Raw genomic sequence first — 16,619 nt, forward strand, 5'->3', positions numbered from 1 at the left:
ACAGATATAAAATCAATAAAGTAACACAATCACTTAATATTGAATTAACATCTTTCATCTGAAAAGATCAACTCAGTGCTTCAATTCCCAATCGTACAACGCTTGACCGAGCGTCGCTAAAAATGGCATCCCAATCTGATCATACTCATACTGATTGTCATTGAATATTCCATTTTGATTGACGATCATAGTTACTGTTACTAGAAACTCCACACCTGTAGACGAATCGTACACATAAGCGCAGTCCGTCAAAGTACCATAAGCCTGGCCGATCTTATTGTATATTTTCATCTCGCCCTGAATGGGTGCCCTACTATCTCCAAAAAACAGGAACTTGACATAACTATCGTAGTACTCCGTAGAATCATACCCCGCATCCTTGGGCAGTGTACTCATAGCTTTCAACACATATTGACGCTGTTGCTCTGTGATGTCAAAACGCTGGTTTGGTTCAAATAACTCTGGAAACACCAAACGCTTCATCACCGCATGTTGTGACACTACAGGATAGTAGTTTTTATATTCGAACCCAAAAGGTTCTTTAATCAGCTCTCCACCAGAATTATACCCTACACCTTTTTTGATCGATTTTTTGAGCAAAGGCTCATGAGGCTGACTTGCCACAGATTCCAAAGTATCTATTCGAATTGAATCCACATGGAGCATGATGCGCTTAGTCATCAAAGCATCCGAGTTTGGAGTGGATACTCTATGAGATATTCGTATCGGTTCGACACCCTTTCTTCTCAATCTATTATTGATTGTATCCGCTCCCAAAAATTCAAACAGTCTATTATATGCCTGGTTGTCACTCACAGCAAATATCCACGACAAATTATCTGCAACTGTCGAAACCAAAGAATCCCCCTCTACCTGAAATGGTGTATTCATCGTATAGTCCTCCGAATGATTCAACTCTTCTAAAGCCAGCAGCGCCACAGGAAACTTAACAGTACTAGCTGGGTAGAAGTACTTATCAGTCTCTACATGATAGGCATAATCTCGAAGAACGATACTATCTTCTTTTCTCAGTACACGAGTGAAACATATTTGCACATCATGATCTTCTACCTGATCCATGACTTGTTTTATCTTAGGATTATCCGACCTCAATACTTCGTCAAGTGGATTCTCACTTTGGTCGACCTGACAAGCAAAACCTCCCACTAACAAAACAATAAAAAGAGAGCATTTCACATATGATACTTTTCTCATCTTGAATTTATTTCTAACTGCTGACTGAATTTTTCATCCCTGAACAGAACGACACTAACAATTGACTATATAGACAACCACACGGCACATTCTCTAACAACAATACAATCTATTCAAAACACGCTAAAAACCATCAAAAAAGACGAGTATACGCTCAAAAAAACAGCTGATAATTGCGTTTTTATACACTTTTATTCTCCCCTAGTATAAAAACAACTCATAATAAATCGTATAACACAGAACATGACCTCTCAAAAACCAACCTCTACTTGCCGTTAAAGCATTCTCTTTACACTCCACATATAAAAAATGGTCTCACCTACTCGCTCAAAAATTGCTGCAAAGCGGTCAGTGTTTCAATTGGCCCTGCCACTACGAACAAGTTCGCTATGCTCGCGGGTACCTGCCCTGCAGGGTCACCCCTGAACTGATGGACTACTTCTGTTTCATCCCCTTTAGCAGTCAAAATCCAAAGCCCCTGCGAAACAGGCATCCTTACCACTCCATCGACTTCTTCCATAGCGTATGTATTCCTGTCATAGCGAAGGGTGGTATGCTCTCTCTGGCGATCTATTGTCATATCTAGTACAGCATCTCGATTGCTAAACGGAAAAGGCATAGCCAGTTCCAGATAATACGTCATGGATGTGTCCGAGTGGTGTGCTAACAGTCGGGCCTTTTTGCAATGGTCGTACCATGCTGAGTAATGCTCAAAATCTAGCAGTACAGAGACGATCTCCTCAGGAGAAGCCTGCAATAACCCGATCGCTTTGAATTCTTTGACTGGTGAGTCATCGGATATTCGGGTATACACAGTTATCCCATCCTGTGTTTTGGCGTGCATCCAAGCTTGCCCAAAAGAGACGAAAGGAAGCCCACTTAGTAGTAACCATAGAAAGTTCTTCTTCATAACAAGCACTCAGTTAGCTACCAATACTTTGTTGACCATTGCTTCCTTAGCTATCAATACACCATGCGCTACTCCGAGTAGCAAGAAGAACGCTGGGATAAAGGGCGGTTTGATTTTGAGCGGTAGTACATCGGCAGGCACCTCTGGGTGTAGATGTACCAATATGCCTACAGCCATCATCACCACGACCATAGCAGACGCAGTTAGATTGATTGCATAGTACCATTTGAGCTTGAAACGGTGAGGAAACAACAATACATAGAGCAAAGCCACTCCTACGACTAGCTCCCCAAAAATCCCCATAGCATAGGACAAATCTCCAAACCCACTACTGGAGATCTGTACAGCATACCATCCTTTGAAGGGATTGAAAAATTTTAAAAACCCGACCATAAACATGGATACACCTAGGAATCCCGTCATGTACTTTCTTGATTTCATTTGCATCATTAATACCTATTGTTTTGATAGACACAAAGCTATATCGACACGCTAAGGAGCAGTTGGAGTAATGGTTCAAAGACTTGGATATTTGGTTCAGCGTGGGCGTAAGACAGAGGGCGCTTGCGCGTAGGTCTTTTTGAAAAGTCGTGAGAAGTAAGCTGGATCTGAAAACCCTACTTGATAAGCAATCGATGCGATACTATCATCGGAGACCAAAAGCAGTTCCTTGGCACGACCCAGTCGCTTTTGGGTGATGTAGTTTTTGGGACTGTCTCCAAATATCTTTTCAAACTCCCTTTTAAAGGAAGATAAGCTCATGTTGCACAGGTTGGCCAGTTGACTAACCGAAACCGTAGAGTAGAGATGCGTACTGACGACCTCCTGCAAAGTGACAATTCGCGGCGCAAAAAGGGTCGAGAGCAATTCTAAGACTGATGCAGCATTTTTGGTCTGGACGAGGATCAGGATGAGTTCCTTGATTTTGAGTTCTAACAATTCGTCCGTCACGAGACTAGGTGTCTCGAAGTAAAAATCTAGGCTGTCGATGAACTTGGATAAAGTGACCTCTGGAACGACCTTTTGGATAAAATCCCCCTGCTGCTTTGGCAGCATAAAAGAAGGTACCTCATGCCGATAAATTTCTCGCAAGAGCTCTGTGGGCAAATGAATAGCCAAGACCTCACACCTAGACGACTCTGCTGTCTTCAGCCAATCCACGAAATAGGTGCCACACTTGAGTAAAACCGATTCGTTGGATGATAGTGCTACCTTTTGATCTGCTGCATGAAAGTTCGACGACAGACCGCTGACATACAAGAAGCACCCTTCGTTTTGAAAGAGCGCTTCATAGCGAAAAGGAGCCTCTATCAGTATCTTCTCGATTAGAGCCGTTTGCTTGTATTCAAATTTTTGTCTGCGGAGAATCACGAACTCATAGACGGGTTTAGATGATTAAAGGTTGACAGATCATAGTTCGTCCATAATCACTGACAGGCAGCCATTGAACGAAAAGAATACTAAGCCGAAATAGTGTAGTTCAACGTATTCTCCCCTTAGTAAAATCATAAACTCATAAATCCCTACATGATACTCCCGCAATAAGAAGAGAACAATTGTTACCCACGGTAACAGTTAATTATTATATTTGCTTCGTATATATTAAAAATAATTATGACTAACGGAACGGTAAAATTTTTCAATGATGCTAAAGGATTCGGATTTATAACTCCAGAAGACGGTGGCAAGGATGTATTTGTCCATGTAAATGGTTTAACGGATGAAATTAGAGAAGGAGACAAAGTATCCTTTGATGTTGAAGAAGGCCGAAAAGGATTAAATGCAGTAAATGTGAAAGTTGTTTAATTACTAGCATTTCACGAGCAACAAAAAAAGGTATATCTTAATTGATATGCCTTTTTTTGTTGCTCGTGATTTAACCTACGATAAGTCAAGCAGACAGCTATAAGCCTCCATCAATTACGTGCTGACACAGAAATCTCAACCCACATGAAATTCAAATTACTACTTCCCCTCCTAGCAATAGTTCTACTGAGTTGTACAGAAACCAAAAAGACAAGCGAAACACCGACTATCACAGTCACCAACCCATTCGATCCAGCGGCAGTCAGTTGGTTCAAGACCAAAGGCGGTGGAAGCATAAAAGGAGTCGCAAAATTCAAATCCAAAAGTGGAGAACTACGTTTCGGTGAAGAATTTGGCATAGAACTAATGCCCAACTGCCTATACACCGAAGAAAGGCTAAATCACATCTATGGCAATAAAAACGCTGGTTTCGTGCATGTCCAAGATGGTATTCCAAAGTTCACTCCAGACCCAGAAGGCTATCACGAAACGATCAAGACGATGTGCAATGAAGACGGCACGTTTGCGTTCGAAAATCTCCCAGCAGGCGACTACTACGTCATAGCTTTCATGCTTTGGGACGAAATCGGTGGAGGTATCATGCAGCATGTCGTACTATCTGACCATGAATCAAAGGAGATAGAAATGACTAATTTTTAATCAATCTCTCATATTATAGCAAACTCAACCGAAGCGCTCACATTTAGCAAGCAACACTATATACCCACACAGCTAGCCTCCGGGCACTATATTTGAAACAATCATTTGACAAACATGTCAATTGCCTTAGATTAGTTGATAAAACAAGCAAACATCAATAGCCAACTAATCCCACATGAAGAAAGTAAAAATGCTCTGCATAGATGGTGGTGGTATCCGAGGAGTCATCCCTGCAACCATAATCAAATATGTCGAAGAGAAAGCACAACAACTCTCCAATAACCCTGACCTCCGTATCGCTGACTTATTTGACTTTATAGCTGGCACGAGTACAGGAGGCATATTAACCTGTCTATACCTCACACCTCAGAGCGAAAACGGATCTACTAAAACGTCAAAGTATACGGCAGAAGAAGCCTTATCCCTATATGTAGATCATGGATATGATATATTCAATCGATCCAAAATTCGGTTTTATGATCTAAAAATGATGTTCAATGCTACCCAATATAGCCCGCGATATTTAGAAAAAGTCGCCCATGATAAGTTTGGTGATTTAAAGATTAGTGAACTTGCCAAACCAGCACTCATCACGACCTATAACCTCCAGACAGGGAGTACCTTCTTTTTTTCTTCTCGGGAGCCAAAAAGCAAAAACAGGGAATTCTATGTCCGTGACGTAGCACGTTCGACCTCTGCTGCACCCACCTACTTCCCTCCTGCTCGAATCCAAAACTTAGCTGACCCAAAACATAAAATGATGAACTTGGACGGTGGTGTATTTGCCAATAACCCGACGATGTGTGCCTATGCAGAAGTACGCGACACCAAAGAAGGCCCCATACAAGCTCCCTCTGCCGAGAACATGATTATCCTCTCCGTCGGTACAGGGGGCGGACACCTCAAAATCAATGGAGTAAGCAAAAGTAAAGGCTGGGGTCTACTCAAATGGGCACAGCACACACCTGACATCATGATGGACGGCAGTGCGGATACAGTAGCCTATCAGATTCAAAGCATATTCAATACATTAGGCAAGAAAGGACGACACCAGTACCTACGTGTAGATGTCCCCGATGCACTCAGAGATAGCTACTCATCTGACATGGGAGACGCTAGCCCTAACAACATAATGAACCTACAAAAAGCAGCGCTAGAAAGTCTCAATCACTCGATAGAACACAAAGACCTGGACAAGTTCATAGAGCTGCTGGTCAAAGAGGCTGCTAAAGAATCTACCACTGTGTAAAACATGCTAAACATCCCCGAATCTAGACACTAAACAATCATACCTTCCATAAAATAGAAGAGCCTGTCTCCGTCGAACTCTCGTTCTACAGAGACAGGCTCTAAATTATTTTCAGTAAAATCAATATTACATGAATACCTCTGGGCTATACACCCAAACCGTGCCGTCATCCTCACATGACACCACCAACAGGCTCTTATCAACTGGGCTGTCTTCAGCAGAGATAAAGACCAACCCCTCAGGTGCATCACCTGTCTCTAGGATAGACAAAAACATTGGACTGCTCGGTACAGATACATCATATACTGCGATAGCATCTACTCTTTCTAGACCAATGAAAGCGATCATCTTGCCATTAACCTCTCCTACTGCGACACCTTCTGGTTCTACACCTTTGTCGTCACTACGTCCATCATCGTACAAGCCAGCAGCGTGTACCGCCTTCTCTAATTCATCACCAGAATCCGCTACGAGTTTACCTTCAGCATCCCAGATCGAGAATGAACGTGCGCCATAGGTATATACTTTTTCGTACAGGCCATCTGAATCTGAATCTCCGTCTGTTTTCATAGCTTTCCATCTACCGAAAGCTTCATCTTCTTGAATATCATCTGCATTAGCAAAAGCCGATTCTAGCAAATCCAATTTCTTCAAACGCTCTTCGTCACCGTAAGCTAAACATCCGTCATCTTCATCATAATCTCCTCCATTAGCATCACAAGTTGCCTCATCTGCATCATACAGATACTCACGACCATCGCCTTCGTTGGCAGAGATGACATAGGTCTCACCTCCTACTTCGAATGCAGCTATACCATCAGGCATGTACACACCAAAAATATTGGCAGGCACATCTCTAAACTCTATCTTATCATCCTCATCACTTGGATCTACTTGATCGCCATTTGCAGCATAATTTTTCAACCCTAAAGACACCAAAGAAGTGATCTTTTGCGTTTCCAAATCAATGATAGCCATCCCATTATTCTCCTGTAAGGCAACATAAGCAGTCTTAGAATCTGGAGATACCGTGATATACTCTGGTTCTATGTCATGAGCCAAGTCAGCATCAGGGCCTGACACACGAAAACCTTCGGCTTGGAAGCTATTAAAAGAGGTAAAATCCAAAGTAGTAGATGTAAAACCATCCACCATCACAACAGTTACCGAACCTATCGGATCAGTCTTATAGTCATCACTTGGCTCACCTTCATTCGCAGACAGGATGTACTTTGCATCTGGAGAGAAAGTTACCATATCTGGCAATGCTCCTGCATTGATTACTGCCACTTCGGTCAAATCAGACAAGTTAAACACAACGATTTTACCATTATCCGTTTTGGTCTCAGCTTCGATAGCAGCTGCGAGATAATCACCCCCTACTGCCACACTATTGACACCTGCGCCATAGCTAGCAATGCTAATTGAGCCAGTTTTGGACATAGTCGCTGGATCGGATAGATCGATCACGTCGATTCTACTCTCTCCGTCATTGTTCACTACGAACAATTGTTTCGTTTTAGGGTCAAAGTCTGCAATCTCTGCAGCTGTCTCACCACCGATAGTAATATGTGCTACTTCAGAGAAAGTCGATGGATTTTCATCGGGTGCTTTAAATCCAGTTTCCTCATCACATGCGGAATAAATAATGGCCATTGACAACAGGCCTACAAGTGTAAATAATTGTTTCATCAGTTATATTTTGTTATAAAATTGAGAAACAAAACTAGATGTGGCAGATTGCCTCAGGATTAAGCCTGATTCATCAAAACACTGGCTTTACACACTTGCAATGAGGTATTAGTAATTGTGAGATAACAAAAGCCCTCGCCCGATTAACACTGGGCTAACGAGCGAGGGCTTTCACGGCAAAGAACATATATGTTACGCCTTATCCTTCAGATGTATACCTCTGACATCTAAGCCTTCATTGTGAAAACTAAACTTGGATTGCACGAAAAACACCTTAGTCCCAAAAAAGGCAATAGGTGTCTTGATCAAATCCTGATGGTTTTCCATCGCATGTACTAGGTCATCATCCGAGTAAGAACCATTTTTCATCTTGTTCTGATACTGCTCGGCACTGGTGTCTACCAATTCGCTTACCTTCACGCGCATCACTTGTGCGATCTCAGCAATTTGGGTCGCAGTGATACTATCCTTTGACAGATCCTTTTCGTTGAGCTTATAGTTATTCAGTGCAGCGGCATACCCGCGTAGTTCTTTGTCCTCCTGTTTTTTGGAATTAAAGATTAATAAGAGTTCATTTTCTTGTGCTGTCATGATTCGTTCGTTTCGTTAGAGTTTTCTTTCATATTCAATCTCATCTGAGAGAGTGTCTCACCTCCCTTGATCCCAAAATCCAACGTACGGATAGGGAATGGGATCGTAATATCATTGGCATCAAAAGCTGATTTGATCGCTTTGATGGCTTTATTTCTCATCGCGAGAAAGCCTGGTTGATTGGGAAATTTGATCCAAAATCGTATATTGAAATTGATAGAGCTACTGCCAAATTCCTCATAGTCGAATATCATATCGTCTTTTCGAATCACTCCCTCTAGTTCGCTTATGGTGTCAGAGACCAGCTTTTCCACTTTGTCCAAATCATCTCCATAGGACACGCCTACTGCTAAGTCTATCCGTCTCTCCCCCAGTATGCTAAAATTTTCTATTGGGTTAGCGAGTACCTCTTTGTTGGGCACATAGTTCTCTTGACCCTGAAATGTTTTCAATACAGTCACCCGCAGGTTAGTCCGAGCAACTGTCCCCATGATGCCATTGACCTGCACAATATCTCCTATGTGGTAAGGTTTACGAAATGCCAAAATAATACCTGACACGAAATTGGCAGCAATATCCTGAAAGGCAAAACCTAACGCCAAACCAATAACACCCACCCCAGCTAACAATGAGGTCACCGCAGTCTGTAACTGCAATACGCCGAGGATGATAAACAGCCCGATTCCCAATACGGTATAATAGGTGATCGTCCCGAATAGGCTCTCAAGTGCCTTGTTCTTAGATGCTTTCTTAAACAGTTTAACAAAGAGCTTTTGGGAGAGTTTGGCCAGAACCAAAAAGAGTATAAATACGAGAATCGCTACGGCCATATTTGGCAACATAGCAATGACTCCTTCATACCAAGATTCTAACTTATTCAGTACTTTTTCTATAGGCTGTTCTAGATTGAGTTCTTCCATGTGACGATAAGTCTAGTGAGCAAAAGTCCAGTAGGTTTAAAATACCACTGTCCTCTATTACTATTTAGGAAGATTCATGCCAAGAGGTTAAAACAGGATGCATTGCGAATTTGACATGCTTTTGACTCATTACCGTCTCAAAAAGTGAGGCGTACAATCTACATAGTGAGGAATCTAAGATCAATTGGTATTTCTGGGGATAAAAATCAATATTCGACAATGAGCATTCGAGATTCATTATTCCAATCCTTTAAATATTACCTCAAAGACTCATAATGGGTGATTATTTTATAAAAAACAATCACGAATTTCGAACAATGAATCTTGAATAACGAAGTGATCTACTACCTCTCCCTCAGAAATACAGGGTGATCCGGAATCTACAATACTAAAAGCCACTTCATAAAAACCAAAAGAGAAGCCTTTTCAGGCTTCTCTTTGTCAAATTTTGAGTAGTTGATCAAACAACTATCCATACACTTTATGAGGATTCTACATTCATTAAGGTTTCACTAAGTTAACGACAGACGTTGGACTTTAACAAAGCATTCGCCTAAACGGCTAAAAAAAACGACCAAACTACCTACTATTAGGTATTAATTGAATATTTCCAACTGCTCGGGAAGCAACCTAAAGCTCTGTCTATGAAGAGGTGTTGCTCCATATTCATGTATTGCAGCTCGGTGTGCCTTGGTAGGGTAGCCTGCATTTCTCTCCCATGCATATTGCGGATATTCTGTGGCATACTGAGTCATGAGTTCATCTCGGTATGTCTTTGCTAACACGGAGGCTGCAGCTATGGAGTAGAACCTACCATCTCCCTTGATCATGGTCTCGTGAGGTATATCCTGATAGCGATTGAAACGATTGCCATCGATCAGGAGCAGTTCTGGTCTTACCTTCAGTTGATCAATGGCACGATGCATCGCTAAGAAAGAAGCGTTCAAAATGTTGATCTCATCAATCTCCAAGTTATCCACAACACCTATGCCCCACGCAATAGCTGCATCTTTGATCACATCTACCAATGCTTCTCGTTTTTTGGCAGATAGCTGTTTCGAGTCGTTTAATATAGGGTGGTTAAAATCAGCAGGCATGATCGCAGCAGCAGCCACTACAGGTCCAGCCAAACAGCCTCGCCCTGCCTCATCGCAACCTGCTTCGAGGGTATTTTCTATATGGTAAGGTTGTAGCATTTTTTAAAACACACTTAAATATGAACATAAAGGCTAAGTTCTAAACTATTCATCTCTAAACCAGTAATTAGTTAGATGAAAATAAAAACCAACAAATAAAACACTAGTTAAATTTATTATACGTTAACATACAAATCTATATTTGAAGTATCCCATTCTGTATTCTCTCGAATTTCTTAGTCATCAACCATTAAAAAAACTAAGTTCAACCCTTAATGCGCATAGGTGTATTCTTTCTATTATTAACTGTATGCACTATCACTCAGTCATACACATATGGTCACGAAACCGACCTTATAGATTATTCTCAAATAGATCTATTAAATAACACTAAAGTACCTTTAGACTCTGGGTGGGTATTTTACTGGAAGGAATTCATATTACCCCAGCAAATCAAAAGTCCTGGTCAAGGGATACAGATACACAAAGACAATCTCAGTTGGACCCATTATAAAATCAACAACCAAGAGTTACCTTCTTATGGCTTTGGCACCTATCATCTCGCCTTAATACTACCTAAAGATCCCGCACCACTCTGCCTAAAAATTCCTAAAATCAATTCTAGCACTAAAATCTGGATCAATAATAATCTAACACATACCATAGGTAAAATCGCTCGCTCCAAAGCCAACACGCAACATCGCAAAGACGTTATCTTTTTACCCATCTCTGGTACAGACACATTATATATCACCATTCAAGTCGCTAATTTCTATCATCAAAACGGAGGTATGACTACTCCTATAGAAATAGGAAACACTTACAAACTCTGGAACGAAGAAAAAAACAAACTAGTCAGCGACATGTTTTTAGTCGGTAGTCTCATGTTTATTGGACTATCTTTCTTTATTATGTACAATGTTTACTGGCGTGTAGACAAAGCGATCTTGTACTTCTCCTTTTTTTGTATCTGCTGGGCTTATCGCACTCTTAGCGATGATTATGCTCCACTACCTTTCCTTTTCGACTTCTTTCCATGGACGTTACATGTTCGATTAGAATACATGAGTTTGTTTCTCGGTGGACTCATGGGCAGCTTATTTCTCAATAAAATATTCAAAGATACTCTGAATAGGATATATCCACGCCTTAATAGCTGGGTACTATGGACACTGATTGGCATAACCCTTGTTTCACCTAGTGTATACTTACAATACATACTAATTGCTTTTTTTATTATTGAGACCTGCAACATCACCTATCTAGTGACAAAACTCTCCACTACAATCAAAAAAGATTCTCAACCAAATGTAGCCTTGGCAGGTATTTTTCTAGGACTAATTTTCCTCTCGTACCACATATACTCTTACTTCTTTTTACCCCAAATCAATTCTCTATTGATCAATATCGGATATTTGTTTGTTTTCATGATTAATTCTTTATTACTAGGCAAACGATTTACAACCTCTTTTATCGAACTAAAATCTTTGCAAAAAGAAACTCAAAAGCAAAACAAAAAAATAGCAAGGCAAGCAGAAGAACTAAACACAATCAATGACAGTCTAGAAGGCACAATCGCCGATAGAACACTGCAACTACGGCAAGTCGTCAATGACCTTAAAGACAGAAACATACATCTCGAACAATTCAACTATATCATTTCTCACAATATGCGGGCTCCTGTAGCCAATATCTCTGGACTTCTAAACTTGTACAACTATGATGTACCAGACACCCCGTTCAATGCAATAGTCATGGATAAATTAAAAGACACTTATAGTCATCTTGACTTTGTACTTAGAGATTTGACAAGTATTCTTGAAGCCAAGCAACTAGTAGATAAACGCAGAGAGAACGTCTATTTTGAAGAATTAATTCTCCGTATTCAGCATATGCTAAAGAGGGATTTAGAAAATGCCAACGCGTCAATCTCATTCAATTTTGAAATTAAGTGTATTCATTCTATACATGCGTTTTGGTATAGTATTTTTTTAAATCTGACCACCAATGCTATTAAATATAGAAAAACCGACACCCCTTGCCGAATCAAAATATCAAGCAAGATCAAACACGAAAAAATACAGATAACATTTAAGGACAATGGTATCGGGATAGATATGATCAAACACCAACATGAAATTTTTGGTCTCTATAAAAGGTTTCATAAAAATATAGATGGCAAAGGCATGGGACTTATGATGATCAAAACACAAGTAGAAACCATGGGAGGTACGATTAATGTAAAAAGTAAACCCAACGAAGGAGCTTGCTTCACGATAAAATTATCTACCGATAAAATCCCAAATTTTAACAAAAATTAATTTTATACACTTACTACTGGCATAATATGGGAGAAAAACCTAATTATACTTTTCTCTCATAGCCAATGGCTACATCTAACTTCACTCAATACTTTGTACTCAATACTTTGTAAACTAAAATTGCCTCATGGCACAAATAGGAAAAGATATAAAAGTAGCTGCCAGTCTACTGAACACTAGCAAACTCGTAGCAATCCCCACAGACACGGTGTACGGACTGGCTGGCAATGCCTTTGATCCCGAATCAATCAAAGCGATCTATGCGGTCAAAGGCCGTCCCATGGACAAGGCGCTGATTGCGCAAACGGACTCTATCGAAAAGGTCAGAACCTTCGTCAAGGAATTCCCCAAAGCAGCAGAAAAACTAGCAGCCAAATTTTGGCCTGGAGCGCTGACCTTGGTGCTAGAAGCCAATGAAAAAATCCCCCCAGAAATGCTCGCTGGCGGACATACCGTAGGGGTGCGAATCTGTGGTCACCCCATGACATTGGCATTATTGGGCAAACTTGATTTTCCAGTCGCACTACCCAGTGCTAACCTGCACTCACAGCCAAGCCCAGTCACTGCTCAGGAGGTCGACGCACAGCTCGGGGATCAAATCGAGTACATATTAGATGGAGATAAGTGCGATATAGGATTTGAATCCACGATCGTTGGGTTTACCGGGGAAAAACCACTTATTTTGCGCCAAGGCGCTATCGCAGCAGAGGATATTTTCGCGGTGCTAGAAGCCTAAAGTTCTACATCCAACATGCACCCACATTTGGTACTTACTATTCAAGCAATAAAGTATTATTTAAATCTATATTAGGAGATGATAACCTTAGACCAATACAATTTCAAAGGCAAAAAAGCCTTGGTAAGAGTAGACTTCAACGTACCGTTGAACGATAAATTCGAAATCACAGATTTGACTAGAATCAAAGCTGCTACCCCTACGATCAAAAAGATCCTAGCAGATGGTGGATCGGCGATCTTGATGAGTCACCTCGGCAGACCAAAAGATGGTCCAGAAGAGAAGTCTTCATTGAAGCACTTGGTGGGCGAACTCAGCAGCAGATTCGGTACAACTGTCAAATTCGCTGAAGACTGTATCGGTCAGGATGCTACAGATCTCGCAGCAGGTCTACAACCTGGCGAAGTGCTGTTGCTAAACAACCTCAGATTCTACAAAGAAGAAACAAAAGGTGACGAAGCGTTCGCAGAAAAGCTTTCTAAACTCGGCGATGTGTATGTCAACGATGCATTCGGTACGGCACACAGAGCGCACGCGTCGACAACTATCGTGGCTAAATTCTTCACTGACAAAGTATGTGGCTATGTAATGCAATCAGAGCTTGACAATGCAGAGAAAGTATTGAACAACCCCGTGAGACCTTTCACAGCCATCATGGGCGGTGCGAAAGTATCTGACAAGATCATGATCATCGAGAAGTTGCTCGACAAAGTGGACAACCTCATCATCGGTGGTGGTATGTCATACACTTTCTCTAAAGCAAACGGTGGCAAGATCGGCAACTCACTTTGTGAAGATGACAAAATGGAATTGACCAAAGAGTTGGTCAAAAAAGCAGAAGCAAAAGGCGTGAAGCTTTACCTCCCTGTAGACAACAAAATCGCAGATGACTTCAACAACGATGCGAATACACAAGTCGTCAGCAGAGGTGAGATTCCTGACGGATGGGAAGGTCTCGATATCGGACCAGAAACTGCTAAATTATTCGAAGAGGTAGTCGCTAGCTCGAAGACCGTACTATGGAATGGACCAATGGGCGTATTCGAATTCCCAACGTTCGCAGTAGGGACGGAAGCCATCGCAGAGGCGGTCGTGAAAGCTACCGAAAACGACGGATTCTCCTTGATCGGCGGTGGTGATTCTGCTTCGGCAATCAACAACCTCGGCTATGGAGACAAAGTATCCTACGTATCAACTGGCGGTGGTGCATTGCTAGAATACATGGAAGGCAAAGTACTACCAGGTGTAGCTGCACTTCAGAGCTAATTCAAAATTTTGGCTTATTAGACACTAGACCTGCCTGCCAGACAGAATGGTCTAGTGTCTAATTCTAACCGAATCCGCTACAATGTTTCGGATAGCCACCTAAAAAATTCCTTCTGCCAGACCAATGCATTCTGTGCAGAGAGCACCCAGTGATTCTCGTTGGGTAGGTAGAGCAATCTGCTCTTGATCCCTCGCAACTGTGCCGCTTGAAATGCCTCTAAGCCCTGCCCAATCGGCACTCTGTAATCCTTACCCCCTTGTACGATCATAATCGGCGTATCCCACTTGGCAACATGGTTGATCGGGTTAAATTCGTTGAATGATCGCTGTGCAGTAGCATTGTCTTGCTCCCAATACGCCCCACCTAGATCCCAGTTCATAAAGAACATCTCCTCCGTCGTACCATACATACTGCGCCAGTTAAATATCCCATCATGGGCGATAAAACTCTTGAAGCGCCCCTCGTGCATCCCCGCCAGATAGAAGACCGAATATCCACCATAACTTGCTCCTACTGCCCCTAGCCTATTATTATCGACGTAGGATTCCTTCGCTACATCATCGATCGCGGCGAGATAGTCCTGCATATTTTGTCCTCCATAATCTGTACTGATCTGCTCGTTCCATTCGACACCATGCCCTGGCATACCACGCCGATTAGGTGCTACGATGATATAGCCCTTAGCGGCCATCAACTGAAAATTCCATCTGTAGGAATAGAATTGACTCAATGCTCCCTGTGGGCCTCCCTGACAATAAAGTAGCGTAGGGTATTTTTTCGTTGGGTCAAAGTTCGGGGGGTAGATCACCCAAGTAACCATCTGTTTATTATCAGTAGTCGTGACCATACGCTTTTCGACTTTCCCCATTTGGATCGAGGCATAGACTTCATCATTGACGTGCGTCAGCTGCGTGAATTTAGCGTTCTTTAGATTGACACGATAGAGTTCAGTAGCATGGTTCATATCACTACGCCCGACGATCAACGTACTGCCTGACTGCCCGACGATATTCACTACGTCAAACTGTCCCTTGGTGAGCTGTCTGACGGTTGGCATTTTCCGAGCCGATCCCGGAAAATCTACCACAAACAACTGTTTCGTCCCATCGACGGGTGCCACGAAAAATATATTCTTTCCCTTTTCTCCCCAAAGAAAGCTACTCACCGTGCCATCCCAGTGTTCTGTCAAATTGTATTTGGCACCTCTATACTCGACTATGATATCATTTTTGTCCGATTCATAGCCATCCCGTTTCATGCTCAACCATGCCAAGACTCCTTTTGGAGAAAAGGCAGGACTATTGTCATAGCCCATCATTCCTTTGGTCAGATTAGTGGTCGTCTGAGAGTTCAGGTCATAGACGAATATGTCCGTATTGGTACTGGTGGCATAGGCTGTTCCGACTTTCGTTTTCGTCACATAGAGTACCTGATGACTCCTAGGGTTCCAGATATAATCCTCATCTCCGCCGAAAGGCATCGTCGGACTGTGAAACAATTTATTCTTCATGAGATCAAGCTCCTCACCTGTCGCGAGATCGGTCATGATCACGTGATTATAACTACCATCTGCCCAGCTATCCCAGTGTCTGTACATCAAATCATCGTAAATGTACGCGTCAGACTGCCCTAGCGTAGGATAGTAATCCTGACTCGTCACATTCTGAATATGAACTGCTTTATGACTCAGTTTGTATTTTCCATCCCTAGACAGGTTCTTATCAGCGACTAGGTTGTTAGGGTTCTCTATCTTACTGGCTGTGCCACCTTGGATCGGGATAGAAAAGTACTGGGTACTTTTGGTGTTGGCCTGCGCATCATACTGTGTCACGCCATAGACTACTTGGGTTTTGTCCCCGGAGACTCCTACTGGACTGACCCGCCCAAGCTGCCACAGCATCTCAGGCGTCATTAGACCCTGAGCAGACACTAACAACGGTAGCCCTATAAGGAGTACAATAGAGTGAAGAATTTTCATAGTGATTATCAAATTTAGTGTTATTAACATCTCGTCCGCTGTAGCGAACGCGAAGGAGGATTAATGAGTAATGAACGAATATACTAAATACTCCTTAGCAGCAAAAGTGACAAAGCACTCTCTACCTCACTCGACCCC

15 protein-coding genes are annotated in these 16,619 nt (G+C 42.1%); 6 read left to right on the forward strand and 9 right to left on the reverse strand.

Annotated elements, in window-relative coordinates; all coding sequences use genetic code 11:
* Positions 1 to 72 precede the first annotated feature (72 nt).
* The 4 genes from BUB99_RS04940 to BUB99_RS04955 all read right to left on the reverse strand — a co-directional run bounded on the left by BUB99_RS04940 (position 73) and on the right by BUB99_RS04955 (position 3,496).
* Positions 73 to 1,215: a serine hydrolase gene (locus BUB99_RS04940; RefSeq protein ID WP_073119893.1), complete on the reverse strand. Its 1,143-nt coding sequence runs from the start codon at positions 1,213 to 1,215 to the stop codon at positions 73 to 75.
* A gap of 319 nt (positions 1,216 to 1,534) precedes the next feature.
* Positions 1,535 to 2,125, reverse strand: a complete 591-nt coding sequence (locus BUB99_RS04945) for an START domain-containing protein (protein WP_073119895.1) — start codon at positions 2,123 to 2,125, stop codon at positions 1,535 to 1,537.
* A gap of 9 nt (positions 2,126 to 2,134) precedes the next feature.
* A complete protein-coding gene (locus tag BUB99_RS04950; RefSeq protein WP_139280895.1) occupies positions 2,135 to 2,566 on the reverse strand; it encodes a hypothetical protein in 432 nt (143 codons plus the stop codon).
* Positions 2,567 to 2,662: 96 nt separating this feature from the next.
* On the reverse strand, positions 2,663 to 3,496 hold the full coding sequence (locus tag BUB99_RS04955) for a helix-turn-helix transcriptional regulator (RefSeq protein ID WP_073119899.1): 834 nt from the start codon (positions 3,494 to 3,496) through the stop codon (positions 2,663 to 2,665).
* Positions 3,497 to 3,739: 243 nt separating this feature from the next.
* Here BUB99_RS04955 and BUB99_RS04960 point away from each other — a divergent pair, with 243 nt between their 5' ends.
* The 3 genes from BUB99_RS04960 to BUB99_RS04970 all read left to right on the forward strand — a co-directional run bounded on the left by BUB99_RS04960 (position 3,740) and on the right by BUB99_RS04970 (position 5,840).
* Positions 3,740 to 3,931, forward strand: a complete 192-nt coding sequence (locus BUB99_RS04960) for a cold-shock protein (protein ID WP_073119901.1) — start codon at positions 3,740 to 3,742, stop codon at positions 3,929 to 3,931.
* A gap of 144 nt (positions 3,932 to 4,075) precedes the next feature.
* A complete protein-coding gene (locus tag BUB99_RS04965) occupies positions 4,076 to 4,591 on the forward strand; it encodes a carboxypeptidase regulatory-like domain-containing protein (RefSeq protein ID WP_073119902.1) in 516 nt (171 codons plus the stop codon).
* A 175-nt stretch (positions 4,592 to 4,766) separates the two neighbouring features.
* Entirely contained in the window at positions 4,767 to 5,840 is a 1,074-nt protein-coding gene (locus tag BUB99_RS04970; protein WP_073119904.1) for a patatin-like phospholipase family protein, read from the forward strand.
* Between the two features lie 126 nt (positions 5,841 to 5,966).
* Here the strand turns inward: BUB99_RS04970 and BUB99_RS04975 are convergent, their stop codons facing one another.
* The 4 genes from BUB99_RS04975 to BUB99_RS04990 all read right to left on the reverse strand — a co-directional run bounded on the left by BUB99_RS04975 (position 5,967) and on the right by BUB99_RS04990 (position 10,239).
* Positions 5,967 to 7,532: a choice-of-anchor I family protein gene (locus BUB99_RS04975; RefSeq protein WP_073119906.1), complete on the reverse strand. Its 1,566-nt coding sequence runs from the start codon at positions 7,530 to 7,532 to the stop codon at positions 5,967 to 5,969.
* Positions 7,533 to 7,724: 192 nt separating this feature from the next.
* Positions 7,725 to 8,123 (reverse strand): arsenate reductase family protein, encoded by a 399-nt coding sequence (locus BUB99_RS04980; protein WP_073119908.1) that lies wholly within the window; start codon positions 8,121 to 8,123, stop codon positions 7,725 to 7,727.
* A complete protein-coding gene (locus tag BUB99_RS04985) occupies positions 8,120 to 9,043 on the reverse strand; it encodes a mechanosensitive ion channel family protein (protein ID WP_073119911.1) in 924 nt (307 codons plus the stop codon). Before BUB99_RS04985 ends, BUB99_RS04980 begins: the two co-directional genes overlap by 4 nt.
* A 596-nt stretch (positions 9,044 to 9,639) precedes the next feature.
* Positions 9,640 to 10,239 carry a ribonuclease HII gene (locus BUB99_RS04990; protein ID WP_073119912.1) on the reverse strand — a complete coding sequence of 200 codons (600 nt, stop codon included), beginning with the start codon at positions 10,237 to 10,239 and terminating at the stop codon, positions 9,640 to 9,642.
* Positions 10,240 to 11,042: 803 nt separating this feature from the next.
* Between BUB99_RS04990 and BUB99_RS20685 the strand changes: the two genes are divergently transcribed.
* The 3 genes from BUB99_RS20685 (at position 11,043) to BUB99_RS05005 (ending at position 14,502) form a co-directional block, all read left to right on the forward strand.
* Entirely contained in the window at positions 11,043 to 12,500 is a 1,458-nt protein-coding gene (locus BUB99_RS20685) for a sensor histidine kinase (protein ID WP_262501882.1), read from the forward strand.
* A gap of 127 nt (positions 12,501 to 12,627) precedes the next feature.
* Positions 12,628 to 13,236: an L-threonylcarbamoyladenylate synthase gene (locus tag BUB99_RS05000; protein WP_073119916.1), complete on the forward strand. Its 609-nt coding sequence runs from the start codon at positions 12,628 to 12,630 to the stop codon at positions 13,234 to 13,236.
* A 78-nt stretch (positions 13,237 to 13,314) separates the two neighbouring features.
* Positions 13,315 to 14,502 carry a phosphoglycerate kinase gene (locus BUB99_RS05005; RefSeq protein WP_073119919.1) on the forward strand — a complete coding sequence of 396 codons (1,188 nt, stop codon included), beginning with the start codon at positions 13,315 to 13,317 and terminating at the stop codon, positions 14,500 to 14,502.
* 77 nt (positions 14,503 to 14,579) lie between these two features.
* Here BUB99_RS05005 and BUB99_RS05010 read toward each other — a convergent pair whose 3' ends face one another.
* Positions 14,580 to 16,481 carry a S9 family peptidase gene (locus BUB99_RS05010; protein WP_073119923.1) on the reverse strand — a complete coding sequence of 634 codons (1,902 nt, stop codon included), beginning with the start codon at positions 16,479 to 16,481 and terminating at the stop codon, positions 14,580 to 14,582.
* Positions 16,482 to 16,619 lie beyond the last annotated feature (138 nt).

This window comes from Reichenbachiella agariperforans (assembly GCF_900142205.1).
In the GTDB taxonomy this organism is placed as follows: domain Bacteria; phylum Bacteroidota; class Bacteroidia; order Cytophagales; family Cyclobacteriaceae; genus Reichenbachiella; species Reichenbachiella agariperforans.